The sequence below is a fragment of the Rheinheimera texasensis DSM 17496 genome, from assembly GCF_000711985.1.
Lineage (GTDB): Bacteria > Pseudomonadota > Gammaproteobacteria > Enterobacterales > Alteromonadaceae > Pararheinheimera > Pararheinheimera texasensis.
Map to the genome: position 1 here is coordinate 179,785 of NZ_JONU01000008.1, position 26,748 is coordinate 206,532.

Annotated in this window: 25 protein-coding genes; 10 read left to right on the plus strand and 15 right to left on the minus strand. The window is 53.1% G+C overall.

The genetic code is table 11. The features are described from left to right. The first annotated feature begins 58 nt into the window (after nt 1-58). On the plus strand, nt 59-847 hold the full coding sequence (locus Q399_RS0106740) for a substrate-binding periplasmic protein (protein ID WP_031567017.1): 789 nt from the start codon (nt 59-61) through the stop codon (nt 845-847). Here Q399_RS0106740 and Q399_RS0106745 read toward each other — a convergent pair. From Q399_RS0106745 to Q399_RS0106765, 5 genes are all read right to left on the minus strand, one after another. After that, nucleotides 838-1,260 (minus strand): group I truncated hemoglobin, encoded by a 423-nt coding sequence (locus tag Q399_RS0106745; protein ID WP_031567019.1) that lies wholly within the window; start codon nt 1,258-1,260, stop codon nt 838-840. The genes Q399_RS0106740 and Q399_RS0106745 overlap by 10 nt on opposite strands. Beyond that, the gene (locus Q399_RS0106750; protein WP_031567020.1) at nt 1,248-2,093 is read right to left on the minus strand and encodes a DUF3034 family protein; all 846 of its coding nucleotides are present in this window, start codon (nt 2,091-2,093) and stop codon (nt 1,248-1,250) included. Before Q399_RS0106750 ends, Q399_RS0106745 begins: the two co-directional genes overlap by 13 nt. Next, nucleotides 2,093-4,399, minus strand: a complete 2,307-nt coding sequence (locus Q399_RS0106755) for a bifunctional diguanylate cyclase/phosphodiesterase (protein WP_031567023.1) — start codon at nt 4,397-4,399, stop codon at nt 2,093-2,095. The genes Q399_RS0106750 and Q399_RS0106755 overlap by 1 nt, the downstream gene beginning before the upstream one ends. Nucleotides 4,400-4,668: 269 nt before the next feature. Next, nucleotides 4,669-5,217 carry a hypothetical protein gene (locus Q399_RS0106760; protein WP_031567025.1) on the minus strand — a complete coding sequence of 183 codons (549 nt, stop codon included), beginning with the start codon at nt 5,215-5,217 and terminating at the stop codon, nt 4,669-4,671. A 33-nt stretch (nt 5,218-5,250) separates the two neighbouring features. After that, nucleotides 5,251-7,785, minus strand: coding sequence for an ExeM/NucH family extracellular endonuclease (locus tag Q399_RS0106765; RefSeq protein WP_037045856.1), 2,535 nt, complete (start codon nt 7,783-7,785; stop codon nt 5,251-5,253). Nucleotides 7,786-8,084: 299 nt separating this feature from the next. Here Q399_RS0106765 and Q399_RS0106770 point away from each other — a divergent pair, with 299 nt between their 5' ends. From Q399_RS0106770 to Q399_RS0106780, 3 genes are read left to right on the plus strand one after another with little or no spacing between them, the layout of a single operon-like run. Further along, nucleotides 8,085-10,382 (plus strand): patatin-like phospholipase family protein, encoded by a 2,298-nt coding sequence (locus tag Q399_RS0106770; protein WP_031567031.1) that lies wholly within the window; start codon nt 8,085-8,087, stop codon nt 10,380-10,382. A gap of 14 nt (nt 10,383-10,396) precedes the next feature. Beyond that, entirely contained in the window at nt 10,397-11,911 is a 1,515-nt protein-coding gene (gene glpK, locus Q399_RS0106775) for a glycerol kinase GlpK (protein WP_245612848.1), read from the plus strand. Then, nucleotides 11,911-12,717 (plus strand): hypothetical protein, encoded by an 807-nt coding sequence (locus Q399_RS0106780; protein ID WP_031567036.1) that lies wholly within the window; start codon nt 11,911-11,913, stop codon nt 12,715-12,717. Before glpK ends, Q399_RS0106780 begins: the two co-directional genes overlap by 1 nt. 7 nt (nt 12,718-12,724) lie before the next feature. On the opposite strand, the gene Q399_RS0106785 is transcribed toward Q399_RS0106780, so the two are convergent. From Q399_RS0106785 to Q399_RS0106815, 7 genes are all read right to left on the minus strand, one after another. After that, on the minus strand, nt 12,725-14,296 hold the full coding sequence (locus tag Q399_RS0106785; RefSeq protein WP_031567038.1) for a methyl-accepting chemotaxis protein: 1,572 nt from the start codon (nt 14,294-14,296) through the stop codon (nt 12,725-12,727). After that, the gene (locus Q399_RS0106790) at nt 14,275-14,721 is read right to left on the minus strand and encodes a hypothetical protein (protein ID WP_157836248.1); all 447 of its coding nucleotides are present in this window, start codon (nt 14,719-14,721) and stop codon (nt 14,275-14,277) included. Before Q399_RS0106790 ends, Q399_RS0106785 begins: the two co-directional genes overlap by 22 nt. Beyond that, nucleotides 14,660-15,253: a 2OG-Fe(II) oxygenase gene (locus Q399_RS0106795; protein WP_051685825.1), complete on the minus strand. Its 594-nt coding sequence runs from the start codon at nt 15,251-15,253 to the stop codon at nt 14,660-14,662. Before Q399_RS0106795 ends, Q399_RS0106790 begins: the two co-directional genes overlap by 62 nt. A gap of 143 nt (nt 15,254-15,396) precedes the next feature. Continuing rightward, entirely contained in the window at nt 15,397-16,329 is a 933-nt protein-coding gene (locus tag Q399_RS0106800) for a hypothetical protein (RefSeq protein WP_031567045.1), read from the minus strand. Between the two features lie 24 nt (nt 16,330-16,353). Continuing rightward, on the minus strand, nt 16,354-17,001 hold the full coding sequence (locus tag Q399_RS21035; protein ID WP_037045859.1) for a hypothetical protein: 648 nt from the start codon (nt 16,999-17,001) through the stop codon (nt 16,354-16,356). Further along, entirely contained in the window at nt 16,976-17,539 is a 564-nt protein-coding gene (locus Q399_RS0106810; protein ID WP_031567047.1) for an RNA polymerase sigma factor, read from the minus strand. The genes Q399_RS21035 and Q399_RS0106810 overlap by 26 nt, the downstream gene beginning before the upstream one ends. A gap of 111 nt (nt 17,540-17,650) precedes the next feature. Then, the gene (locus Q399_RS0106815) at nt 17,651-18,244 is read right to left on the minus strand and encodes a YdeI/OmpD-associated family protein (protein WP_031567049.1); all 594 of its coding nucleotides are present in this window, start codon (nt 18,242-18,244) and stop codon (nt 17,651-17,653) included. Nucleotides 18,245-18,319: 75 nt separating this feature from the next. On the opposite strand from Q399_RS0106815, the gene Q399_RS0106820 reads away from it, so the two are divergent. Next, nucleotides 18,320-18,907, plus strand: a complete 588-nt coding sequence (locus Q399_RS0106820) for a DUF3833 family protein (protein WP_037045861.1) — start codon at nt 18,320-18,322, stop codon at nt 18,905-18,907. A gap of 18 nt (nt 18,908-18,925) precedes the next feature. Here Q399_RS0106820 and Q399_RS0106825 read toward each other — a convergent pair whose 3' ends face one another. Together Q399_RS0106825 and Q399_RS0106830 are read right to left on the minus strand one after the other, a co-directional pair. After that, the gene (locus Q399_RS0106825) at nt 18,926-20,482 is read right to left on the minus strand and encodes a DUF3369 domain-containing protein (protein ID WP_031567054.1); all 1,557 of its coding nucleotides are present in this window, start codon (nt 20,480-20,482) and stop codon (nt 18,926-18,928) included. Nucleotides 20,483-20,565: 83 nt separating this feature from the next. After that, complete coding sequence (locus Q399_RS0106830) at nt 20,566-20,967, minus strand: DUF2721 domain-containing protein (protein ID WP_307690244.1); 402 nt, start codon at nt 20,965-20,967, stop codon at nt 20,566-20,568. A gap of 120 nt (nt 20,968-21,087) precedes the next feature. Here Q399_RS0106830 and Q399_RS0106840 point away from each other — a divergent pair, with 120 nt between their 5' ends. From Q399_RS0106840 to Q399_RS0106855, 4 genes are all read left to right on the plus strand, one after another. Next, nucleotides 21,088-21,684: a YhgN family NAAT transporter gene (locus Q399_RS0106840; RefSeq protein ID WP_031567059.1), complete on the plus strand. Its 597-nt coding sequence runs from the start codon at nt 21,088-21,090 to the stop codon at nt 21,682-21,684. Between the two features lie 3 nt (nt 21,685-21,687). Further along, nucleotides 21,688-23,139 carry a coiled-coil domain-containing protein gene (locus Q399_RS0106845; protein WP_031567062.1) on the plus strand — a complete coding sequence of 484 codons (1,452 nt, stop codon included), beginning with the start codon at nt 21,688-21,690 and terminating at the stop codon, nt 23,137-23,139. 93 nt (nt 23,140-23,232) lie between these two features. After that, on the plus strand, nt 23,233-23,835 hold the full coding sequence (locus tag Q399_RS0106850) for a YjaG family protein (RefSeq protein WP_031567064.1): 603 nt from the start codon (nt 23,233-23,235) through the stop codon (nt 23,833-23,835). Nucleotides 23,836-24,079: 244 nt separating this feature from the next. Then, complete coding sequence (locus tag Q399_RS0106855) at nt 24,080-24,697, plus strand: hypothetical protein (RefSeq protein ID WP_031567066.1); 618 nt, start codon at nt 24,080-24,082, stop codon at nt 24,695-24,697. Nucleotides 24,698-24,751: 54 nt separating this feature from the next. Here the strand turns inward: Q399_RS0106855 and rsmD are convergent, their stop codons facing one another. After that, complete coding sequence (gene rsmD / locus Q399_RS0106860) at nt 24,752-25,369, minus strand: 16S rRNA (guanine(966)-N(2))-methyltransferase RsmD (RefSeq protein ID WP_084164186.1); 618 nt, start codon at nt 25,367-25,369, stop codon at nt 24,752-24,754. A gap of 80 nt (nt 25,370-25,449) precedes the next feature. Between rsmD and ftsY the strand changes: the two genes are divergently transcribed. Further along, nucleotides 25,450-26,748 (plus strand): signal recognition particle-docking protein FtsY, encoded by a 1,299-nt coding sequence (ftsY, locus tag Q399_RS0106865; protein WP_031567070.1) that lies wholly within the window; start codon nt 25,450-25,452, stop codon nt 26,746-26,748.

The following is a 26,748-nucleotide window of genomic DNA, read 5'->3' on the forward strand; positions in this document are numbered from 1 at the left end:
TTTTACCAGAGCATCACTCTAAAAATAAAGCACTTTTTAAGCTTATCCGGAGCAGACTTTGGCTTTAGCCCGCTGCCAGCCACAAAGCAGATCACAGCACAAACAACAGCACAGTTCACAATGGCGCGGTTTTTTCGGAGCCGGTCTTTATGCGGTGCTTGTTGTGATTTTCCTCTGTGGCCCGGCGCTGAGTCAGGCTAAAACCATCACTGTGGTTGCGGGAGCCTGGGGCGACTTCAGCAAAGCTGATGGCACAGGCTTGTATTTTGATGTGCTGCGTGCTGCATTGGCACAGTCGGACATTGAACTGAATATCCGGGTGACCAACTGGAAACGCGCCAAACAAATGTTTTATGCCGGCCGGGCTGATGTGCTGCTGGCAGATTTTCGTGGTTCCGGTGACCGGCGTTTTGTGCCACTTTGGCATCTGAATATGGACCCGCCAGTATTGTTGTTCACCTTGCAGGCTGTGAGAGACTTGCAGTCACTGCAAGGCAAAGCTGTGGGTTGGATGCTGGGCTATGATTTTGGCGATTATCTGCCGGTTAGGGTCAACGGGATTGAAGTTTCGGCCGAAAAGTTTGGCTTTGATATGCTGCAATACGGCCGGTTAGATGCTTATATCAGCTATCAGTACAACGTGCCGGATGAGCTGCGCACCAGGCTAAAACAGCGGCAACTGGCTGCGGCGCAAGCGCTGTATCCGGTGTTTCAGAATACATTCGCCGGCCGTCAGCTGGCGGCCGATTTTGACCGCGGCATGCAAAGGCTGTATCAAAGTGGCCGGTTGCAACAGTTGTATGCGACTTATTACCAAACGGCGGCTTTTCCGCCGGCTCAGCGGTAAACCACGTCCCGGTACATCGGAGCTAACTTGGCCAATAAGCGGTTTTGCGCCGCAACCGGTACCTGTTGCTCAGTCATCACTTTGATCAAATGTTCAACCAGATTGTCAAAATCGGCTTCAGTGATCTGGAAGCCGGTATGGCTTTCCTGCATGGTCGCGCCAGTATAAGTGCAGGGGCCGCCGCTCAGTTCACAGAACTGTTCAATCAACAGCTTACGGAATCTGGCAATATCAGTGTCTTTGAAGTGATGCACGATTTGCTGGTCTTGTTCAATTTCGCGTAGCAGGCCATCAGCCAGCTGTTCCAGGCCAGGCGCTCCACCAAGCTGCTGATACAGCCAGTCTTTTGGTTCGGGGCTGTTGCTGCAGGCGGACAGTGCCAACAGCAGCAGTGTGCGGATTAAAATGCCCATGTCGACTCCAGGGCCAGATAATAGCCGGTCTGATTGCGGAATGTAGCGATGCTGCCAAGGTCGACGTGACCGGCGACAACACTCAGATGTTTGTTGGCGAACCAGGCGACAAACAAGTCGCGCCAGTGGTCTTCGCGGGCAAAGGCCAGTTCATCCGGTTTTTGCTTAAATTCAGCCCCTATTGCCCATTGCGGGTTCAGTAACACAACGGCGGAGAATTCGCCGACATACTGATAGCCGTTGTCACTGCTGGTGCCAAAGCCAAGCAAGCCGGTTTGCAGCCCTTTGGTCGCGCGCACAGTCGCATTGAGCAGCACATTGCGGCCCCAGATTGCATCCAGCCAGACTTTGCTGGCGGCCAGATACAGGTCAGTGCCCTGATCATCCCGTGCACCCACTGCAGCTGGTATGGCGAAATCGAGCTGTTTCTTGTGCTGTAGGCCGATGCTGATTTGCGGCATGGCACTGTACAGCAGTTCACCGGCAATTTTGTATTTCAGGCCAATGATTTGCTGGTTCAGCTCGCCGCCCATGCTGTCCAGTTGCAGCTGCTGCCGGCCCACGCTGAGTTCGTATTTGTTGTCATAAGACAGGCTGATGCTGCGGCTATTGAGGGTAAAGTCGTCAACACCGACCTGACTGACGGCACCTGTCACCGACCATTGCCCGGAACTGCCATAACCATTGATCACGGCCCAGGGCACAATACCGCCGCCGGCGCCGCCTTCGATGCTGGTGGCACCGCCGGTGGCTATCACTTTACTGCCGGCGGCATACACTGGCAGGGTGGTCAGCAACCAGAGGGCGGCGCTGTATTTTAAGAATCTGTGCATCAGACCTCGGGAAACCAACGGTTATGTTGTTGCTGGAATTCTGTCAGCCACTGTGCAAAATCGGCGGCTTTTAGCGGTTTGGAAAAATAATAACCCTGCACTTTATCAATGCCGGCGGCCTGTAGCCTGGCCAGACCCGCCAGATTTTCCAGACCCTCGGCTGTGACCAGTAAACCCAGGCCATGCGCCAGTTCGGCTGTGGTCTGCACTATCAGCGCATCATTATGATTATGCTCAATATCTTTGACAAAAGCCCGGTCGATTTTCACTTCGTGTACCGGTAAGCGCTTCAAATAGGCCAATGACGACTGACCGGTACCAAAATCGTCGATCGCCAGTTCAATGCCCATTTGCCGCAGGATCTGCAGGTTCTGGATCACTTGCTGTGGATCCTGCATCACCGCGCCTTCAGTCACTTCCAGCGCCAGCGCAGAGGCAGGTAGCTGATGTTGTTGCAGCAGCGCGGCGATCTGGCCTGGTAAGTCGCTGCTGAGTAAATCATAGGCCGACAGGTTGACCGCAACGGTCAGCTCAATACCCTGATCACGCCAGCTAGCGAGCTGACTGATCACTTGCACTATCATCCAGTCGGTGACGCGGGAAATTAAGCCGGAGTGCTCGGCCAACCTAATAAATTCATCTGGTGGTACAAACCCCAGTTGCGGGTGCTGCCAACGGATCAGGGCTTCGGCAGAGCCGGCCTGGCGCTGGCGCAGGCTGACTTTGGGCTGGTAGACGACAAACATATGACCGGATTGCAGCGACAGCGGCAAATCGTGTAATAAGGTCAGTTCGCGCTGATGGCTTTCATCCTGTCCGGGCTGGTATTCGGCAATCAGCTGATGACTGGCTTTGGCATGCACCATGGCGATTTCAACCCGGCGCAGTGCGTCATTGGCGTTGCCGGTCTGCGCGGGTATCTGATACAGCGCTAAGGCCAGTTTCAGATTCAGCCGCGAATTATCCAGACTAAAATCTGTCGATAACTGCTGTTGCAGCGCCGGCAGGTCCGCTGGTTGCAGCGCATCCGGGTTGACCAGCAGAAACTCATCACCGCCAAGCCTGGCAATCATCGCCGCAACCGGAAAAGCGTTGCGCAAACGCAGCGCCAGCTGTTCAAGTAATGAGTCGCCGTTTTTATACCCAAAGGCGTCATTGACGTGCTTAAAATCTTTGATATTAACCAGCAGCAGCCACAACGGCTGGTTGCTCAGCAGAGCCGGCAGTTGCAGTTCCACCAGATAGCGGTTAGCAAGCCCGGTTAAAGTGTCGTGCTGGGCCTGAAACAAAATTTGCTGTTCACGCTGGCGGATGTCGTGTTGCATTTTTTGTAATGTGTCACTGAGCAGGCCAACTTCACCACGTTTAATCGCCGGTGGTTGCAACGACTGGCCCAAACCGATAGCCCGGGCGAATTGCGTCAGTAACTGCAGCGGTTCAGTGATACTGCGCGCCAGCGCCACAGCGAACAACACGGCCAAAGTCAGGCCCAGGCCAAAAATCGCCAGCAATTGTGCCCGCGCCTGCAGGTAAGTCTCCTGCCAGGGGGCCGTGGATAAATGTAATAACGCTTGAATAGTACCGGCCCGATCTAAGGCTTTTTGTGTGGTCAGTAACGGCTGATCAAGCACCGCTAATTGTTTGTCACTGCTCATGCTGGTCAGGGTGTCGTGTACATCGTCCGGCAAAGTAGTGGCCAGCAGTGCGGCATTGGTAGTGCCACTACCAAACACAAAGCTGATATCGAGGTCGGTGAGAGCTTTAATCTGATTGGCCAGCGCAGTATCCAGCGAAAACCCCATGGCAACCCAGGCAATCAGTTGTGGTGCTTTCACCGGCACCATCACCATCTGATAAGCCTGATCACCGATATGCACGATGTCGGACACTGAGTCCTGGCCGGACAGTCGCATATCTTTAAACAACTGACTTATTTGGGCCTGACTGACTTGTTGGCCACTGCTGGCGATCAAATCACCTTGCGTCGTCAGCAACACAGTTAAAGTCGCATCGATACGACTGCCATGATTTTCCAGCACTGAGGCGATAGTGTCCTGCTCACGCAGCGCGACCGCCTGACGGAAACCAAAATCGCTGGCGACCAGACGGACAGAATTACCCAGCTGAGTCGCTCTGTTGCTTAACGCTTCCTGAAATACCCGGCTGGCGACGTCCAGCGCCTGGCGCGCCTGGGCGGCACTGTCACGTTGCATGGCACCGAGTGCAGCGTAACCCATAGCGACCGTCATAAAGGCCAGCATGCCAAGCAATAACAGGATGAGTCGACTACGCAACGAATCTAACATGCAACCTCAGCAAGCCGGTTCAGTTTATCTCGCGGTCCATCGCGATTTAGGACACTGTTTGTTCAATTGATACAACGAATTAAACCATTTTTATCTTTAGGGATAAAGCCTAAAACCATAGCAGCAATTCGCGCCTGACTCAAAGATCTCCGGTGGAATAGCCGGTTGGCGGGATCAGTGGTGTCGGCACGGGAATATCTGTTGTCCATCGCGGTGTTTGCATAACAAAAAAGCCGGCAAATGCCGGCTTTCTGATACTGGATACACTCTTAATTGCGACGGCGTAGCAACAGCAGTGCCGGTAACAACAGCAGTGCTGTTGCCGGAGCCGGCACGGCTGGACCGGCCACATTGACTGTTGCTGCTTCCACGTTGAAATCCTTCAGCTGATCACCCCAGCCATCGGTCAGTTCAATGTTTTTCAACAACAGTTTGTGCAGACCACCACCCAACGCTTTAAATGTTACAGTCGCCAGCGTGAAATCAGGTCCTTGCACGTCAGCCAGATCCCAGGCGAAATCAAACAGATTCATTTCACTAATAGTCAAAGTGCTGCCGTTTTTGCTGTAGTCGCCAAAGTTTGGTTCTGTCGGCGAAAAGTGCGGGCCAAAAGTTACAGTTTCAAAACCAAGCGCTGCCGACCAGTAGCTCAGATCCAGTGTAAACCCTGCCAGGCCGTCGCTATAACCTTGCAGGCGGATTTGCGCCTGCACCAGCTCGTCTTTCTGGTACTGAGCTTTATCCAGTTCCACTTTGATCACTGCGGCCTGACTGCTAAACGCCAGACAGAAGGCAAATAACGCAATTAACTTCTTCATATAAAATTCCTTCAACAACAATTGATTGAGTGGTTATTTGATAGCGCAACGGGCATAAGTACAGAGTGTTGCCATAGCACGGGCGTCACTGCTGGTAACCACGCCATCTTTGTTAAAATCGTATTCCAAACCCAGTTTCGTTCCTGTTTTCAGTAATTTGTTAAATAATGTGATGTCGTTATTATCGACGTCACCGTCTTTATCAAGGTCAGCCGGGTTCGCTGCTTTTAACGCCAGTTCAACGACCACAGGGTCATGGTCAGAACCGCGGAATGCTGAAGGCTGATAGAAGTCCGCCTGCTGCTGCACGGTTTTATCTTCCAGGTTGAAGTCAAATACAGTGCTTTCGTCGGCATTGATATGCCATTCCATCGCATAAGTCACTTGTGGTGACAGCGCGGCGCTGGCTAACGCATGGTCGAGATAACCACTTTCGCCACCAAACAGGTAAGAGTAACCACGGTTGCCCTGGAATTTCTCTACCAGATTGACGAAGCCTTTGTTGGTCAGCGTTACAATCGGGTCTTCTTTGGCATAAGCGTTTAAGTCACCCATGATCAACACGTCTTTGTCAGCAGAACCGGTTGGATTGGTTGCCAGCCATGCGGTCAGCTCAGTGGCTGCCTGCACCCGGGTTGCATTCCAGCAGCTCTGGCCGTCTTTGAGATCACGGTCAGGGTTGGTGGAACCACTTGGGCAGCTGCCTTTCGACTTGAAGTGGTTCACGGCGAAAGTGAAGACTTCATTGTTGGCGTTTTGTCTAAAGGTTTGCACCAGCGGCTGGCGATTGCCATAACCAAATACGCCGGCATTGGTGGTCACGGCATTGCCGACCGGCGTCACTTTGGCCGGTTTATATAACATGCCCACACTGATCTCATCGGTACCCAGCTGCGTGGTACCAGGCACCTGGACATACTGGTAAGTACCAGCGCCCAGCTGCTGATTCAGCCGGCTGACCAAATCCACGATGGCACTTTGACTACCGTAGCCGTCGTTTTCAATTTCCATCAGGCCAACGACATCGGCGTTGATGCTGCTTAACGCGGTCACGATTTTACTGGCCTGACGTTCAAATTCGACAGCAGAAGAAGCACCACGTGAGGTCGGGAAACCACCGCCTGAACCGTCACCATTGAAGTAGTTCAGCACGTTGGCGCTGGCGACTTTCAGGTTGCCCAGGTTACGCAGCACTGGCTGTTCTTCGCGTGGATTGCTGGCGTTAAACTGCACAGTACCTTCTGGCAATAACCGCCAGGCACTGAAGCTGTAATCCAGAATACCGCTTAAGTTGGCATTGACGCTGTCGCCAACCCGCACCGGGTTGTTCATATTCAGGCCAGGCGCCGGGTAAATGATGTTGGCCGGGTTCTTCCCATTGGCGAGGTCGTCCAGCACAATTTTACTGCGGCTGTTTTGTGACGCCAGCGCCACAGCTTCCGGTGTGCCCGGGCGGAACTGGTTAGTTGGTGTGAACAGGCGTTGTGGCGCTAAAGTCAGTTCGCCATAAGTACCGAGATTATAGTGATCAGCCACCACCAGTTGTTGCGGGAAGGTCACCTGCATACTTTCCAGGCTTTCCCAGACGCTGAGATTGCTGACTGGCAGTGTCACGCTGACAGCCTGTGGCACTGTGGCGGTGCCGCAGGCCAGCAGGCCTGAGCGGCGGATTTGGGTTTTAGTGAAGTATTCTTCAACTTTACCCAGTACCCGCACTTTGTCACCGACGGTCGGATAGTCAGAAGCTGCATCGTTGTAGACAAAAATGCCTTCTGAAGTCGCGGGGTTGTTATCCGAATCGCTGGCTTCTTCCTGAATATAAAAACCGGTAGCAAATGCAGTGACGCGGCTTACGACGGCTTCAACGACCACAGTTTTGCCAGCTTCCGGCGAAGCAGCACCGCTGCCCTGTACGGCGCTGATCAGCGTCGCGCTGTCGCCACAGTTGCCAATCACCGGGCCTACTGGTGGAACTACCACGCCGCCACCACCGCCACTGTTACCTGAACCGGTATGGGCGCCGAGATTGGAGAAATCGTCTTTGGCGTAAAAATCCCATTCCACACTTGGGTCAAAGGCATCGCTGCCATTGGCGTCGCCTTGGGTCACACTGGCTTTGCGGACTAAGGTGCGGTCGTGGGTGAAATTGTTGTTGCTACCCCAGGAAGTGCCTGGGTCAAAGCCGATTTGACCAAATACGTCAATTAAATCAGCGCCTTTGAACAGAGCAATCGCATCGTCACCGTTAAAGTTACCGGTGCCGATCGTCAAGTTACTTTTTGCTGCTAACTCTGGTGCAACCGGGACGCTCTGTGTACCCGTATCAGTCAGGACCAGTGTACCTTTTGCGGCTAAAGTACCACCGAGGGTGATGGTTTTGCCGGCGTTCAGTGAGCCGTTGGAATACACTTTGATGGTATAACCGGTCAAATCCAGTGCTACATCGGCCGGATTGTAAATTTCCAGCGCTTTATTGTTCGATGAGCCTTCCACATATTCAGAGATAAAAGGTTCTGCGTGTACTGCCGGGGCCAGCAGCATCGACAGCAACAACATATTTAGTTTCATGGTGACGTCCATTTGTAAGAACTTGGTTTTAGTTGTCAGATTCGGTAGGCCCGGGCGGTTATTGTTTTTAGTGTGCTCCGACCAGGGCCTTGTACGTTAAATGACCTTTGTGACAATTTCAATAAACTCTTATTAAGATTTTCAGAAAACATTACAGTGACTGTAAAATAAATTGACATTTTTTTTGGCTAAGCTATTGATCTGAGAACAGGAATCTCGCAGCAATTTTATTTACACTGAAACATTATTTTTTTAACCGACGCAGCAAAACTGATTTGCTGTGGACCAGAGGGAGCAGTATGCAGGTTAAATCATGGGGTTGGCTGTGGATCAGCTGTGCTGTCGTGGCGTTGGTGTGGACTGAACCGGTGTTTGCTGAACAAGGCCGGGTTGAACAGAGACTAGCAGACAGTGGTCCTTGCAGCCGGGTGCAGGACAGGCCTTGTGTCGCGCTGGTGCTGGGCGGTGGCGGCGCCCGCGGCGGCGCGCATGTGGCGGTGCTGCGTCAGTTGGAAGCCCAGCAGATCCCGGTGGACCTGATTGTCGGCACCAGTATCGGTGCATTTGTCGGCGGGCTTTATGCGCAAGGCAAATCACCAGCCGAGATCGAGCAATTATTACTGCAGCTACCCTGGAGTGAAGGCTTTCGTGACCGCGTCGACCGTGACGAAGTGCCGGTGCGGCGCAAAGAGCAGCGCGACCAGTTTCCAATCAATTTGGATTTAGGGGTTGGACCTGAAGGCTTACGTGTACCTAAAGGGATTTTGCACGGCCAGGCGATGGCCGCGTTGTTGCAGCAGGCTTATGGTCTGGTACCTGAGCTTGGCAGCTTTGATGAACTGGCCATCCCGTTTCGCGCTGTGGCAACTGATTTGACTAACCGCGAAGCGGTGATTTTAACCCGCGGCAATTTATTACATGCAGTACAGGCGTCGATGTCCATTCCCGGCGTGGTACGGCCGATGCAGTTGCAAAATCATTTGTTGGTCGATGGCGGCGTGGCGAACAATCTGCCGATCAGTGTTGCCAAAGCGCTTGGCGCAGAACGCATTATTGCTGTGTCTATTGATGCGCCGCTGTTATCCGGCAAAGAGCTGAACAGTGCGATGGCCATTACCGAGCAACTGACTAATTTCCTGGTGGCAGAAGCCGTCAGCCGGCAACTGGCGTTGCTGGGGCCGGATGACGTGTTAATTCAGCCTGAGCTGAAAAGCGTTGGCACGCTGGATTTTGACAAAATGCCGCAGGCGATTGCGGCGGGGCAAACCGCAGTAGCTTTGGCTCGCGACCAGCTGGGCAGGCTGAGTCAGGCGGCGACATATGTGCACTGGCAACAACGACGCCGACAGGCGCCAGCAAATGTTGAATTGGCCGCGGTGGCGTTGGAAAACCGCACCGGTCTCGCCGATGCTTTGTTGTTACAGCGCCTGGATGTACCGCTGGCGCAGCCAGTTTCACTTCAGGCGTTGCAACAAGGTGTGCGGCGTATTTATGGACTGGATACGCTGGAGCGGGTCAGCAGCACTTTACAGCTCGACGCCAGCGGCCAGCAGCGGCTGTTGCTGCGCGCTGAACCGAAAAGCTGGGGGCCGGCTTATCTGGATTTTCGTTTCCAGCTGGAAGACGATTTTGAAAATACCCATAACTACCAACTTGCCGCGTCGCATTTGTGGACCGGGCTGTCGCCTTACGGTGCTTCACTGCAAAACGTCGTAGCGCTGGGTACGGATAAACAGCTGGCCAGCACCTTATATTGGCCCTTGGGACTGTCTGGTTTTTTCACCGAATTACATGCTGAACAAAATCGCACTGTGTTTGCACTGGAGGATGATGCCGGCCGCTCCGGTGGTGAGCTGAATCAGCGTGAACTGGCCCTGAGTGCTGCTCTTGGCTGGGAACCGATAGACCCCTTGCAGCTGTCGGTCGGCCTGCAACGTCGTGATGGCCGTTTTCGTTTACCAGCTGTGCTCGCCGCGCAACTGCCGTTTGACAGCCTGCCTTATTTGCGTAGAGGCAGTCTTTGGCAGCTGAGCTATGACACGCTGGACAGCCGCAGTTTTCCCAGTCGTGGTGTGCGTCTGGAAGCCAACTGGCAACACCTCAATGATGATTATCTTAATAACCGCAGTCAAAGCCAGACTTATGGTCTGCAAGCCCAGGCGGCACGGCAATGGCATTCGCATATCCTGCGTGGCCGTCTGCGGTTTGAGCGCGCGGACGGCGCAGCAAACCTGGTAGAGCTTGACCAGTTTTCACTTGGCGGCCTGCTGAATTTATCCGGTTATCCGAAGAATTTTTTGTTTGGCTCGGAAATTCAGTTTGCCAGTCTGGTCTATCAATACCAATTGCCGGAATCGCGGCTGAGTCTGTTTAAGGCGCCGTTTTATCTTGGCACCTCGTTGGAACGCGGCCTGGTCCGCCAGTCCCGGTTCAGTGCCATGCGGGATGTGCAGGCTTCAGACTGGATTTGGGCCGGCAGCATTTTTGCCGGCTGGGACAGCCCGTTTGGGCCTTTGTATCTGGGTTATGGTCAGGCCGAGTCGGACGCGGCCGAGCAGCCTTACCGGTTTTATCTATCATTAGGTCAGACCTTCTGATCTCAGGAGTTTGTATGGCAATGGACCAAAACCTGGCGCAAGACAATCAGGTGATCCTGGCTATAGATCAGGGCACGTCGTCCAGCCGGGCCATGTTGTTTGACCGTCAGGGCGCGCTGCAGGCGCAGGCGCAGCAAGAGCTGGCCTGCTCGTTCCCCTTCAGCGGCTGGGTAGAACAGGACGCAGAGGCTTTGTGGTTGTCGGTGCTGACTGTCTGCCGCGAAGTATTGGCACAAGCTGACGCGCAGCAGTTACAAGTGTGTGGTATCGGCATCACCAATCAGCGCGAAACCACGTTGCTATGGCGGCGCGACACAGGCGAGGTGGTAGCGCCGGCCATTGTCTGGCAGGACCGGCGCACGCTGGAATATTGCCAGCAATTGCAGCAACGCGGCCACCAGCATTGGGTGAGTGCGCGCACTGGTCTTTGCCTTGATCCGTATTTCTCGGCGTCCAAATTACATTGGCTGTTACAGGACCCCGCGCTGCGTCAGGCGGCAGCGCAAGGTGAGCTGGCGTTTGGCACCGTCGACAGCTTTTTACTGTGGCGGCTGACCCGTGGCAGGGTTCATGCGACGGATACCACCAACGCCAGCCGGACTTTATTGCTGGATATTCAGCGTCTGCAATGGGATGCGGAATTACTCGAATTGTTTGACATTCCGGCGGCCCTGTTACCGCAAGTGCGCCAGAGTGCCGATGATTTTGGCATGACAGATGCGCATTGGTTTGGACGGCCTTTTCCGATTGTGGCTGTGGCGGGTGATCAGCAGGCTGCGGCGATAGGTCAGGGCTGTGTGCGCGCCGGTGGTTTAAAAAGTACATATGGCACCGGATGTTTTGCGCTGCTCAATACCGGCGAACAGTTGTTGCAATCAAAGCATCAGCTGCTCAGCACCGTCGCCTGCACCGTGCAGGGCCAGACGCAATATGCGCTGGAAGGCGCGATATTTGTTGCCGGTGCGGCGGTGAAATGGCTGCGTGACCAGCTTGGTCTGATCAGAGATGCCAATGAAACGGAAACCCTGGCAGCCAGCTTGCCGGACAATGGCGGCGTCTATTTAGTACCGGCTTTTACCGGCCTCGGTGCGCCACATTGGCGGCCTGAGCTCAAAGCACAATGGTCCGGTTTAACACTCGGCACCGGCAAAGCGCATCTGGCGCGGGCGGTGCTGGAAGCCGTAGCATATCAGACGGCCGACCTGTTACAGGCCATGCGATCAGATGGCGCAGCACTGTTGAGCCTGCAGGTCGATGGTGGCATGGTCAATAACAGCTGGTTTTGTCAGTTCCTCGCCGATGTGCTCAATATCAATGTGATGCGGCCACTGCAGACCGAAACTACCGCTTTTGGCGTGGCGTTATTGGCTGGTATTCAGCTGAACTGGTACGCCGATTTGGACGCCTTGCCAGCGCTGGTCCGGGCTGAATCCTGGTTTTATCCAGAGTGCAGCAGTGGTCAACGGGCGGAACTACTGGCCGGCTGGCAGCGGGCTGTGGCTGCGCTACTAAACGCCGAGGTGCGCTGATGTTGTTGAAATATCTACAAAATGTACAGCAAGGTAAACCGGTCAATTACCAGAAAATGCTGGCGTTATTGCCGCCGGCATTTTATCAGCGCCGTACTGAACTGTTTAAAGTCAAAGCCAGTGGCGCCGGCAAGTGGCAGGTCAGTATTGCTGATCCGGCGTTGTTTGAGGCTTTGCTACAAAGTGCGCAAGCACCAACGGACCGGGTGACTGCCAGCTTGCAGGGCGATTCACACCGGGTGCAGACTTCACATTGTTACCTGCTGGTCTATCATGCCGGGTGCGCCGGCCCGAGGCCAGATCTGTTGCTGGCGGCCGGCAGCACCGAAGGGACAGGACAGGCGCAGCTCAGTCTGGGTTTCACGCCAAAGCCAACCTTGTTATTGATTGAAAACGAAGAGAATTTTTTCCGTTATCCGCAGGTGCTGACGCTATGCCGGCAAATGCTGGCTGAATCTTTTGCGCTGGAGCATTGTGATGTGGCGCTGGCTGCGGGGTCGCGGATTGGTTCGGCGTTGTTAAATCCGCTGCTCACCGGCTATCAGCAGATTTTTTGTGCTTTTGATTTTGACAGTGCCGGGCTTGAAGTGTTTGACCATCTTCACAAACGTTATGGTGACAAAGTGCGTTTTGTCGTACCGCCGGATTTAACGCCCTGGCTCAGTGGGTTTCGCGCTGAGCCTAAATCAGCCGCGCAGCTACAGCGGGCGCTGGAGCTGGCGGACCAGCACCAGCTGTATGGGCTGGCGCAGGCTTTATTAACGACCAAACGGTTTTTGGAGCAGGAAGTGCTGTTAACCGCCTGAAACCGGCTCAGACATCGCGCCGAAAACGCAGCACCAGCTCGTGTAACGCCTCAGCCGTATTATTAAGCTCCTCGCTGCTGTGACAAACTTCGCTGCCACTTTGCATACTTTCATTGGCCAGTGTCGAAATCGACACCACCTGTTGATTAATGTCTTCGGCCACATGCGACTGCTGCTCCACTGCGGCAGCCATTTGTGTCGCCATGCTGGCGATGCCAATTACCACGTCGCTGATGCCACTGAGCATCTGCTCCGCTTCCTGCACTTTTGACACGCCCTTTGCTGCGTCCTCTACGCCATTTTCGGCCACTGTGACTGAGCTTTTCGCTTGTTCGGATAACTGGCGGATAATTTGATAAATCTGCCGGGTTGATTCCGTGGTGCGCGAGGCTAAATGCCGCACTTCATCCGCCACTACGGCAAAACCACGGCCTTGTTCGCCGGCTCGCGCAGCTTCAATGGCGGCATTCAGAGCCAGCAGGTTGGTCTGATCGGCGATTTGTTCAATGATTTGTGCCGCCTGATTGATCATGCTGGTCTGGTCAGCCAGCGTCGTGACCGCCTGGCTGACGCCGTTGACGGTTTGCTGCAGCTGTAAAATTGCTTCGCGGGTCTGGCGGGCAATAGCCGAACCCTGACGGGCCAGGCCATCGGCATCGTTGGCCTTGGTGGCAGTTTCCTGTACGTGACTGGCGACTTCAGCAATTGTGGTTGTCATCTGGTGCATCGCAGTTGCGACCAGTTCAGTTTGCTGTTGTTGTTGCTGTAGCTGCTGTACGGCCTGGCTTGACAGTTCGTAAGCAGACACGGAGCGCTGCGCTACTGTGGTTGCGGTATCTTCAATCCGCGTCAGCATAGTGTCTAAATGCGAATTGCCGGCGCGCAGCGCTACTTCCAGCGCGCCTAAGGACCCGCTGTGTCTGGCGTACGTCAGCACGGCCAGTGGGTCGGTAAAGGGATGTTGCATCTGCGCTTTTAGCAGCGAGAGTTCGCTGTTACTGCGTAGTTGTGTCGCGGCCATGGAGGTAACGGCAGAAACGGCCGCCAGAACTGCAGCCCAGCCAATAGCACCAGTGATTGCGGCGATGCCAGCACCGAGCAGGCTTGCCAGTGGTAAAGCAAACCACTGACTGAGGTATGCAATCGCAGAGCCACGGCCTTGTGGTGTTTTACCGGCGTTGATCTGTGCATACAAAGTGCTGGCATGTTGCACTAGCTGTCGGTCAGGTACGACACGCACTGATTCATACCCAACCACTTTACCCAGTTCGCTGATCGGCGTGACATAAGCATGCACCCAATAAAAATCACCGTTTTTGCAGCGGTTTTTTACCAGCCCCATCCAGGGTTTACCCTGCTGCAAGTATTGCCACATCGTTTTAAAAGCCGCTGGCGGCATGTCCGGATGCCTGACAATATTGTGATGCTGACCGACCAGCTCTTCGCGGGAAAAGCCACTGATGGCGACAAAAGCGTCATTGGCGTAGGTGATAGTGCCTTTTAAATCCGTGGTCGAAATCAGTTTCTGACCCGGTGGAAAGGTACGTTCGTGACTGGTCACGGGTAAATTTTGACGCATGTGGCAAGGTCCTTCCGGCAAACGGGGGTAAAGGATAAGGGGCTTTGCTGAGCATAGCTCAGACTGCTGAAAATTCTGCTGAATTTCAGCAAGTTCGAGAGCACCATATAGTTTAGAAAAGCGGCAGCAGCGATAAGCAGAATGGCCGCAGGCAAGGCAGATTTTTGAAGCTTTAGTGGTTCTAAAGCGAGAAAATTTAACGCCGCATGCGGCCATTCTGCTATCGCCCGTCCGGAAGCGCCTGCAATTGCCTCATGCGGCGTTGCCACAGCTCGAAAGAGCGCCACTATTCCTTCGCTGTGTCGCCTTGCCTGAGGCAATTTCAGGCTGCTCTGCTGTTCGTTTATTAAACTATATGGTGCTCTAGTCAATCCGGAACCAGCCGGCAATGCTGTAACGGGTTGAATGTGCGGGTAATACTTCATGCGGGAATCTGGCGCTTTCGAACAGCACCAGAGTGCCAGCTTGTGGTTTCACCTGCAGCAGTGGTTGGTCATCTTCACTATATATTTGCAGCTCACCACCGCTGTCGACGTCATTGAGGTAGCAGACGGTGGTTAACATCCGGCTGGAGCGTCCGACAAAGGCGTCCAGGTGTTTTTGATAAAAATCGCCTTGCTGATACCGGGCAAAATGCGCTTCGTGGTGCGTCAAACCGAGAAAACAACGACGGTTGGCGGCTTGTTGAATCTGCGCCATCAGATCCAGATACTGCTGCTGTGCCGCAGTGCTGCCATCAAGCCATAAGGTGTGGTCACGGCGGATCTCCGGGTTCAGTTGTAACGCCTGACCACGGCCAACGCCGGCCGGTTGCAGGCTCGCTTGCTGTGCTTCGGCAAGCAGCTGCTGGCAGAGTGCGGTATCCAACGTAGTTGGCAAGACCACCAACCCGCTGGCGTAAAATGTCTCAATAGCAGTGGCTAACCAGGCAGGTTCAGGCAAGTGACTGACAGACATCGCAAATCCTCTGTAGCAAGCGTATACAGGCATGGCTTTTTACGCAGCGGCGGCTGTGCTGTCAAGGCTTCGGCTGGAATAATCTCAGGAACAAGCGGGGTTAAAACAAAGAGGGCCGCGGTTGCGGCCCTGCTCAATGCGGTTTAATACTGATAATAATCGGCTTTTTTCAGTAAGCCCTCAGCGCCGACTTTGCCGCTGATACACTGATTAATATCAGATTTTTTGAAGACCCAATAGATATCCTGGCTGTCGCGGCCGCCATCGGTTGACAGTTGCAGCGAAACGAATTCATTGTCCTTCAGCTCACGCAGGCTGGCGCCGTAATCACACAGAGTGGCGGCGAATTTGCTGCCGACCTGCGCAATCAGTTCAGTTTGTTTTTGCTGGGCGATTTTGGCTTGTTCCTGGCGTTTTTTCAGCATTTCCTGTTCCGCCGCATCGTATTTTTGCTGCATCTCTTTGACCTGCTTAGCGAGTGCGGCTTCTTTGTTGGTCAGTTGCTGCAGTTGTTTTTGCTGCTCGGCATCCAGTTTGTCAACTTTTGCCCGAAATTCGATATCACGTTTGTCGCGTTGCACGTCACGTAAATCGCGTTCCAAATCGCGTTTTTGTTCGCGCAGCTCGCGGCTTTGGTCACGCATCCGTTCATGTTGTTCCATCATTTGTTCGGCAGCCAGTTCAGCTTGTTCCTGCAATTCCTGCAGCTGGTCCTCGTCTACGGCATGACCGGCAAAGGCTGCCTGCGCTACGGCATTGGCTTGTTCTGTAATAGCGGTCAGATCGGCCGGCGAAATTGGCGCGACTGGCGGAATTGGCGCAACAGGTGCCACCGCGAAGAATCGGCCAAAGCCACCGGAGGTGCGGGTCTGGAATAACACGCCTTGCCCGGCCAGATAACTCAGCTCGATGCGGCCAACGCCGGCGGAACGGCCGGGTTGCTCCATCGATTTCTGCAGAATGTCGCGCATAATTTCCAGATTTTGCTTTAGTTTGTCGCTGACCTGCGTAGCCGCCTGGCCACCGGTCGATAAACTCAGCAGCACTGCAGCTGCCACACAAGAAATAAGTTTCATCAGACTACTCCATCAAAAGCGGTGTTAATTTTGGCGATTGCTGCGGTTATCCGGACTGTAATTCAGCCGGGCCTGACTGGGTTGGACATTGTCTTGCCAGTATTGCCAGTCGGCCTGCCTTTGCTGATTTAAGTATTCCACCAGCTCCAGCATGTCCCCGCGTCGGTTTTTCTGTTCGGCTTCGGTCAGGTAATCCTTCAGCAGGATCAGCTGCGACGCCTGTTGTTGTTGCTGTGTCTGCAGTTGTAACTGCAGATACTGTTGTTGTTCGGTTTTATAGCTGGCCAGTTGTGCCGCTACTTGCTGCTGCACCTGCAGCTGCACGGCAGCCGGGTCGACGTCGCTCCAGCGCAGCGCAATGCCGCCATTTTGCATTTGCAGACTCAACGGCGACATGCTGATCACCAATGCCATGGCAGACATGCCGACACTGAGCTTTGGCCACCAGGCGGTTTGACGGGACGTTTTATGGCCCCATTGCTGGCGGAACATCGTGCTGGTGTCGACCTGCGGCACCGGCGGATAATCCGGTTGCCGCGCCAGCTGCTGTAACTGCGCGGCGGTTTCAAAACGGGCCCGCCAGACCGGGTCATGCGCCAGTGCGCTGCGGCAGGCGTCGGTCGTCAGATCACCGGCGAGCCAGGCGTCAAAAACTTGCTGACTGTTCGACATCGTGGTCCTCCAATTGCACCCGAAGTTTATCCAGGGCGCTATAAAATCTTGATTTGACTGTATTACTTGAAATAGCTAACTGGTCGGCAATTTCGTCAAAGGTAAAATGCTGATAAAACCGCAGTTCAACCACCAGTTTTTGTTCCGGCGGCAGCGATTTTAATTTTTGCTGCACCAGCGCCTGAGTTTGTTGTTCAGATAATTGCTGCTCGTGACTCTGCTGGTCTTCATGTTCCAGCTCCGGCAAATCATCTAAATCCTGGGTTGGTTTGCGTTTACGCAGCATGTCCATGGCGCGGTAATTGGCGATACCAAACAACCAGGTTTTAAAACTGCTGTCGCCGCGAAACTGCGCCAGATTACGGCACAGCACCAATAACACATCCTGCAGCAGGTCGCGGGCATCGTCCGGGTTGCCCATCAACCGCAGGCTGTAATAGTACAAGGCCGACTGATAACGGCCGACCAGCTGCTGCCAGGCGCGCTCATCACCGTGGATGGCTTTGTCGATTAAAGTTTCGTCACTGCGTTTAAACACTGTCTGGTCTGTTTCTGCGTTGTTGATATGCCTTGGTCGCGGCACAGTTTGATTAAGTTTGGCCAATCCGCAAAAAAGCCAAAAAAAATTAAAAACATTTGGAAAGTTATTTTATTTCATATACTTCCAGTTTCTGATTTTGTGCTCGGCCAGCCATTCGAGCATAGTGCCCAGCCGTTTTTGCCGGGTAACGTCGGTTTTGGCGTCAAGCAGCCACTGAATATAGTCATTTTGCTGGGCAATCGTCATTTGGCGGAAAAAGCTGCCGGCGGCGTCATGCTGTTGCAGGGCCTGCGCTAAGACTTCTGGCATTGCTAGGGGTACCGGCGCTTGTTTGCGCCGTGGCGGCACTACAACGGGCGACGCGTCCAGCGCTGCGGCTTGTAACAGCAGTGTCTGCAAGTTAGCGCTCGGAGGTAAGTCGTCGCAACTCAGTATTTTACCGAACTGTCCCATACCTTTTGCGCTGCCAGCCGCTGGCACCGCAAGCCCTAATTCATCCGCGCGCCAGAATCCAAAACCGCAGTGCGCTTTAAAAGCTGCCATAAAACACAGATTGTGCTGCAGGTAAAAAAACGGCATACCCCATTTGAGCTGTTCTCTGACGCCCGGTAGCGTCTGATGCACCTGTTGGCGCAGATCAGTCAGGATTGGCCGGGCAAACGGCGCGCTGCTATCGATATACGCGTCTATATCCGGGTTCATCTTTAACTCCGGCAGATCCGCCGGGGCTGTAACCCCGTATCGGGCTGTATGACCACGACCATTCCGGACCTTCTGATGAAATTTGTGATTTTGCCCGTTATCCTGCTCTCGCTCACGGGTTGCAGTCAATCGCTGGATGATTACCAGCAGATGCAGCCGAAACTGACCTTACCCGGTTTTTTCAGTGGCAGTAGTCAGGCTTTTGGTGTGTTGCAAAACTGGCGTGGCCAGCAAACGCTGCATTTTTCTGCCGAGCTGTGCGGTCAGTGGCGTGGCAATCAGGGTGATTTGTACGAGATTTTTCAATACAGCGACGGCCGTACAGATAAACGGCACTGGCAATTGCAGGTCTCGGCTGACGGTAATATCAGCGGTAGTGCTGAGGATGTTGTTGGCAAAGCGTCTGGTCGTATTGCCGGGAACACGCTGTATTGGGAATACGTCCTGCGTATTCCGCAAGTGGATGGCTCTATTGATGTGGCTGTCAAAGACTGGCTGTATCTGGTCACACCGCAGCAGTTGGTGAATCGCTCGACCTTACACAAATTTGGCTTGACCGTCGGGGAGTTGACCTTGTCAATTCAACAGCAAGATCCTGCTGCTTCTTGTGCTGGATTTATCCAGCGTTATCAACAAACTGAACGCTCAGCGCCTACGCCTTGAGACGCGGGCCGGTTTTGTTTATTGCTGCAATTCATCGTCCGGAAAGGCGTCACGAATAGCAAGAAATTCATCCAGGTGACTTAGCAAAATATCGGTCAGCACCGGGTCAAACTGCGCGCCTTTTTGCTCATTCATGTATTGCACAACTTTGGGCATCGGCCAGGCTGGCTTGTAACAACGTTCACTGGCCAGCGCATCAAACACGTCGGCCAGCGCCGTGATGCGGCCGGCAATGTGGATTTCTTCGCCTTTGAGGCCACGCGGATAACCCATGCCGTCCCAACGTTCGTGATGTTCGTGTGCGATCACAGCGCCGTATTGAAGGATCTCATTTTGCGATTTTTGCAGGATTTGGTGCCCGACCTCGGCATGAGTGCGCATAATGGCCCATTCGTCTGCATCGTGTTTGCCGGGTTTGTTCAGGATGTAGTCCGGAATGGCGATTTTACCAACATCATGCAGTGGCGAAGCCAGTTTGATTTTTTCGGCGTCATAGCCGGACAACCCGTATTTAACCGCCAGTAAATGGCTGAAATTTGCTACCCGTTTGACATGACTGCCGGTTTCTTTCGAACGTTTTTCTACCGCTTCGCCGAGGATATACGACAGTTCACGTTGGCTTTCTTTGATCAATTCGCGCAGCCGTACGTTTTCATAAGCTACCGCGATATTGCTGGCGAAATAACTCAATAAATGATGATCAATCTGGTCAAATTTGCTGTCTTTACTGACATAGAGAAAATTTTCCAGGCCGCGGTTGGTGGTGAAATAACCGACAAAATAGTCCTCGCCATGATAAGAGCGTTTCAGCTGATGCACCTGCGCCAGTTTTGCTTCAACATCTTCAGGCAGCTGAAACCCGGGGCCCGTGGCATGACCGGATGCTGCGATAATATCGAGTGACAACTGTTGTTGGCGCGGGTCGCCGGTGGCGGCGCAACAGAAGATTTGTGAATGTTCCAGACCAAGTAAACTGGCAGCCTGACCGAGAATAATCGAAGCAAATTCCTGCAGGCTGTCGCATTCAAGAAAACTGACAGTCGAAGCAATTACACGCTCCAGGCCTTTTTTGTTGTTTTCGATGATGCAAATGTCGCGGTAGGAACGAAGTGCCGAATACAGCAGGGTTTTGAGTTTAATGGCGGTGACTTCGGTTTTGTTTTTGTAATCATTGATGTCGTAATCGCGTATCACATGTTCTTCCGGCGCTTCGCCGGGCTGGCCGGTGCGCAGGATCAAACGAATTTGATGATTTTTTAAATCACTGCGGATGGTTTTGACTAAATCCAAACCGGCATGATTGGATTCCATCACCACGTCAACAATAGCTACTGCGATATGTTGATGTTGTTCCAGCACCAACAGTGCAGCTTTGGCGCTGTAGGCATGTAACAACTGCAAAGGCCGGCCTTCAAACTGGAAGCCTTTGAGCACCAGATTGGTGATCTGATGAATACTTTCGTCGTCATCAACGATCAAGACCAGCCATGGCTCTGCCAGCGGTAAGGCCTGAGTCGTCTCGGCATGGAGCGGAAAATCCTGATCGGCACCAAACAGAAAATCCTGATTTGACATAAAGGTAGCCTGAAGAACGGTTCATTCAACCACAGCTTTGAATGTAGCAGGCCTGTCAGAAAAATCCTCTGTGTTCGACAGCTTCAGGATTGCCGGTCAGCGGCTTCCAAAGATTCCAGCTCGATATTAATCGCATTGCAGGAAATCTGAATTTCATACAATGACACAGCAAGGCTCAGCACCAGACTGGCTAAACTCGCGCCAAAAAACCACTGGCCGGCTATATCCCACTGCATAAACAAAGTGAACATCGATAAAGTGCAGAGAATAAAGCTGATTACGCCCCAGCGCTGCATCGAGCGGATCAGCACAATGCGTTGACGTAAATTTTCAATCTGACGTTTGGCCAGATCCCGCACCTGATCGCCTTCGCGGTTGTTCAGCTGCCGGATGAGCTGCGCCAGCACCAGAAAACGGTTGGTATAGGCCAGTAACAGTAAGGAAATAGCCGGAAATAATAAAGCAGGGGTGGTGATGGTCATCATAAACTGGCTCCTGAACCGGTGAATGCAGCGCCGGTATGCTGCATAGTGCGAAAACAGCTGCAGTAGTGCAAGTTTTTGATCATACTCAGGACTTCTTCAGTAAAACTCCGGGGTACTGGCATGGCGGTTGATTTGTGGAGCGCAATGCTCACCTTGTTCCTGATTATGGACCCGCTGGGCAATCTGCCAATTGTGGTCGCTATCTTAAAAAATATTAAAGCCGAACGCCGGATGAAAGTACTGGTGCGCGAACTGCTGCTGTCGCTGGTGATTTTGCTGTTGTTTTTATATGGCGGTCAGGCTTTTCTCAGCGTGCTGGGTGTCAAAGAGGAGGCGGTCAGTATCGCCGGCGGCATCATTTTGTTTTTGATTGCGCTGCGGATGATTTTCCCACAGGAAGGTGGCGTGATTGGTCTGAAAGAAGGCGAGGAGCCGTTTTTATTTCCACTAGCAGTGCCGATGATTGCCGGCCCGTCGATTCTGGCGGCTTTGATCCTGCTTGCTAACCAGCAGCCCGGACAGATGATCGACTGGACGTTGGCATTATTAGGCGCCTGGTTAGTCAGTTCGGCGATTTTGTTATTCGCGCCGGCGCTGCACCGGGTATTGGGCGAACGGGGACTGACCGCGATGGAGAGGCTGATGGGGATGATTCTGGTTATCATTTCCGTGCAAATGTTGTTAAATGGCATTGGTCATTATTTTAAGTGGGACTGAGTGATGCAACAGGATCCAGTGATTCAGCAGTGGCTGGAACAGGCAGAGCAACAGCTTAAAACCCAGCTCAGCGTGCTCGCGCAGCAAATGCAGCAACAACAGCGGCAGTGGCAGGACCAGCAACAGCTGCAACTGGCCCAACAGGCTGCGCCGGAACTGGCTGCACTGCAGAGCGAAGTCCAGCAACTCAGGCAACAGCTGGAAGCCGCACAGCAGCAAGCACAAGAGTGTGCAGCCGCACTCGGTCAGGCCCAAACGCAAAATAAAACCGCACAAGATGAGCGTGATGAAGCGCTGGCCGCGATGCGCCGGCTGGCCGATCAGCTGCGGCTCAGTCAGGATGAATTCCGTCAGGAAAAATTGCAGGGCCTGTCGTTGCAGCAGCAACTGGTGCAGCAGGAACAACAGCTAAGCGCTACCTTACAACAACAGCAACAACTGCAGCAGCAGTTGGTGTCAGTGCAAGCTGAACTGGAACAAACCGAACAGCAAGGCCAAAGCGCCAGATCTGCAGAGTTGGATGCATTACAAACCGAACTGGCTGAAGTCCGTGCCAGTCTCGCAGCTGCTGAAAGCGCCGCATCGCAGCAGCTGGCGCAACTGAATCAGTTACGCCAGCAATTGCAGCAGATGACCGAAGCGGATCAACAACTGCAGCAACAACTGCACCAGCAACTACAGCAGCTCGATAACGCTGAATTGCAGCGCCGGCAATTAGAACAACAGCTGGTAGCCGCAGCAGGTGACAGTCAGTTGCAGCAACAACAGGCTGAACAGCTGAAGTCGCTGACGCTTGAGCATCAACAGCAACAGGCAGAACTGGTTAACTTGCGCGATGCGCTGCTAAAGGCGCAGCAGGAACAACAGGTGCTGCAGCAGCGACAGCAAGATCAGCTGCAACAGCAGCAGCTTCAGGCGCAGCAGTTATTGGAGTCGGTCAGTGCCGAGCGTGACAGTGCCCGGCAGGAACGGCAACAACTGCAATCGCAGCTGGTGCATCTGCAACAGATGCAGCAAGAATTTGGCCTGATACAACAAGAACAGCAGACGCTACGTGCAGAGCGCGATAGTTTGCTGGATTCGGTCACACAGTTACAGCAGCAACTGGCCGAAACCAGCAGTCAATTTGAAAGCCAACAACAGGCGCTGCACTTGCAGCAAGAATTGCAGGCCGAAATTGATGGCTTATTGCAGCAACAGCAAGACTGGCAACAACAGCAACACAAGCTGGAAAGCCAGCTGTTCCGCGCGCAAGCCCGGGTTGAAAGTATCGAAGAGCGGCAGCAGACTGAAGCCGAACAATCGCGTGAAACTATCAGGCAGTTACGGTTGCAACTGTTGCAGGAACAAGCGGCGGCACAGGAGCAAATCCAACAGTTGCAGCAGCAGGCCACTGAATTCCGGCTGAAATTTGATTATGCGCAGAAACAGCTGCAACAACAGTCGCAGCCATAATGCCGTGGCCCTGTCTGGGACTTCGCTGGCTGCCGCGGCTGGCATTGTGTATCATGGCTGCCAAGACCTAAGCCCGTCACGGACTCTTTATTCATGTCAAAAGCCAATAATTTCCAGAAGATGCGTGAGCTGAGCTTTTATCAGCAAGCAGCGGTAGCCATTGTTCTGCTAGAGCGCATGCTGCCTAATTATCAGTTATTTGCCGAAGTCAGCAGTTTTGGCGATGCTACTCTGCCACGTCATACACTGGATTTAGTCTGGGAATGGCTACAGGTACGCCGCGCCAAAATCAATTTTGAACGGCTGCAAGAAGAGCTGGAGCTTGTCACCCCGGAAGTCAGCCACTTTGATATGTTTGGTGTATATCCGGCCGTGGACGCGATGATTGCGCTCGACAGCATGCTGAACGGCATCCGCGAACAGGACAGTACGGAATTTATTAACGTTGCGAAAATCTCGCAGGCCTCAGTGGCGCGGCTGATTGAGCATGAATCGGCCGATCTGGATATAAGCACTGAAGCGGAACTCAAAAAAGTCGTGCGCGATCATGAACTGATGGCGTATGAAATGGATTGCCTGGCCGAGCTGATTGAGATCTGTGGTGCTGTGCAGTCGTTTGACCGCGAGCAAATCCAGCAACTAAAAGCCTGGGTCAAAGAGCAGGGCGTCACTAATCTGGGTATGGAGCTGAGCTGAGTTACAGAGCTGTAATTGCTAATGTTGGCATTGTTTCTGTTTTGAAAAAAAATTCGTCTGTTTATTTTACAACATCAAGACAAAAACTCGCTGAATGTATCTGTTTTTGGTGAAAATTTCATATATAACATATTGTTAATGTAGTTGGCACGGTGCGTGCTTATGTCAGCAGTATCTAGTCAGGCGTGTCGTTGTTGAGGCTAAGTCTGGTTATGGATAATGGACTTTTCTACAGGAGAATATAATGAAATTAGTTACCAAACTTGCTGCCGTAGCTGCCTTAGCAACTTCTGCACTGACTCAAGCTGCACCAATCACTGACGTTCAGGATTACAGCAACAACACCGCAACAGAGTTCTTTGTTGACGTTGATGCCAACAAATACAACTCACCATATTATCGCGATCAAAATTCTGACTGGGGATGGATCCACAATGCCATCGCTGGTACTTTCAGCTCAATTAAGCTGCAGGTTTCTGCTTTTGACGTCGATTACTACGGTGTTCAATCATTCAGTGAGTGGGACCGCATCGAAGTTTTTGATGGCATCAGCTGGGTATCTTTAGGTTTACTGCAGGGTGCAACAGACGTTTGGGCGTTCACTGACTTTGATTTAACAGGTTACAGCTGGGCACAAACCCAGGTGAATAACGGTTTAAAAGTTCGCATGAATATTGACTTGCAGAACGAAGGTTGGATTGTAACGCTGGGTAAAGCGACTTTGTCACTGGATGGCGGTAACCAGCAGTGTGTACCTACTCCGGGCATCCCATGTACACCAAGCGTTTCAGCACCAGGTGTTGCAGGTCTGTTTGGTTTAGGCGCATTAGCAATGTTCCTGCGTCGTCGCGTTGGCGCATAAATTTTTGCTCTGTTAAATGTTAAAAATCCCGGCGCTCAAGCCGGGATTTTTATGTTATACCGGCTGAAACTGAAACAGCCGGTACGCCAGCTGACCGGCGATTTTATCTTTTAACAAGTGCCAGCTTGGTGGTAATTCGCTGATATCCAGTTCTTTTTCCGTCTCCAGATAAATCAGTGCGTCCGGTTTCAGCCAGCCGTTGCAAAGCAGCCTCGCGCAGGGCAATGCTAAATTTTGCCGAAAAGGCGGGTCAATAAATACCAAATCAAATTGCTGCAGCGCAGGCCCGGCCAACAACTGCATGGTGTCACTGTGTCGCACTTCCGCATTAGAGCAGTTGAGTCGGGCCAGATTTTGTTTCAGCTGTAACGCGGCTTTTTGATCGCGTTCAACCAGCAAAGCGCTGTGGGCGTGACGCGACAACGCTTCAAACGCCAGACTGCCGCTACCGCTGAAACAATCCAGCACCAGCCGGTCCCGGGTGTCGTGCATCAGCCAGTTAAATAAGGTTTCTTTGACCCGGTCTGTGGTTGGTCTCAAGCCCTGCACATCCAATACCGGCAGTTTGCGACCGCGCCACTGGCCACTGATAATGCGGACTTCGCCGGGTTGTGCTGTCGGCGCCACAGGGGCTTTGCTGCGAGGCTGTGGGCTGGAGGATCGACTTTTCATCAGGGTTTATGCACTTTGAATAAAGGTGTTACTATAAGCGGCGATTTTACCGCAGTTTCGACAATCTGACAGCGAACCTTATGACTAAACCGAATAAACTGTTTTCCTGGCTGGGTTTTGGCAAAAAAGATCCGGCCCCGGCTACGCCTGAAGTGGTGGCGGATACTTCTGCTATACAGACTCCGGCCACGCCAGCACCAGCTACATCAGAATCAACGGCCATGCCGGCATCCGCTGTGCAGCAGCCGGAAACAACCATAGCCACCCCTATGTTACCCGAAGAGACTGTTGCAGCTTGTACAGCAGCGCCGGTAGAACCAGTCGAGACAGCTTCTGCTCACGCTGCAACTACCGCAGTTGTCAAAGCGAACGACAGCATAGTGACTGTAAATGCAGAGCCAGAGCCACAGCCTGCACTTGTTGTTGCCGCACCAGTCACCGAAGAAACCAGCAAAAAACCAGGCTTTTTTGCCCGGCTGAAACAAGGTCTGGCCAAGACCAGTCAGAATTTGGGTTCAGGTCTCGCCAGTTTGTTCCTCGGCAAAAAAATCGATGATGAGTTGTATGAAGAGCTGGAAACCCAGTTGCTGCTGGCGGATGTTGGCGTGGAAACCACACAGAAACTGATCAAGCAACTGGTGGCGGATGCCAACCGGCGCGAATTAAAAGACGCCGAAGCCCTGTACGAAAAGCTGCAGGACGAAATGGCGTTATTGTTGGATAAAGTCGAACAACCGCTGCAAATCGACAGCAGTACTGGCCCTTATGTCATCCTGATGGTTGGCGTCAACGGCGTCGGCAAAACCACCACAATCGGTAAACTGGCGCAGCAATTTAAGCAGCAGGGCAAATCTGTGATGCTGGCGGCCGGCGATACCTTCCGCGCGGCGGCGGTCGAGCAACTGCAGGTCTGGGGAGAGCGCAACGACATTCCGGTGATAGCCCAGCACAGTGGTGCCGACAGTGCCTCAGTGATTTTTGATGCCTACCAGGCCGCCAAAGCGCGCAAAATCGATGTGTTAATTGCCGATACCGCCGGCCGACTGCAGAACAAAGCCCATCTGATGGAAGAGCTGAAAAAAATTGTCCGGGTGATGAAGAAAATCGACGGTGCCGCACCACATGAAGTGATGTTGACGCTGGACGCCGGCACCGGTCAGAATGCACTGAGTCAGGCCAAACTGTTCCACGAAGCGGTGCAACTGACCGGCATTACACTGACCAAGCTGGATGGGACCGCCAAAGGCGGGGTGATTTTTGCTATTGCTGACCAGTTCAGTTTGCCGATCCGCTATATCGGCGTTGGCGAAGGCATTGACGATTTACGCGTATTCCATAGTAAAGACTTTATTCGCGCGCTGTTTAACAGGGAATTTTGA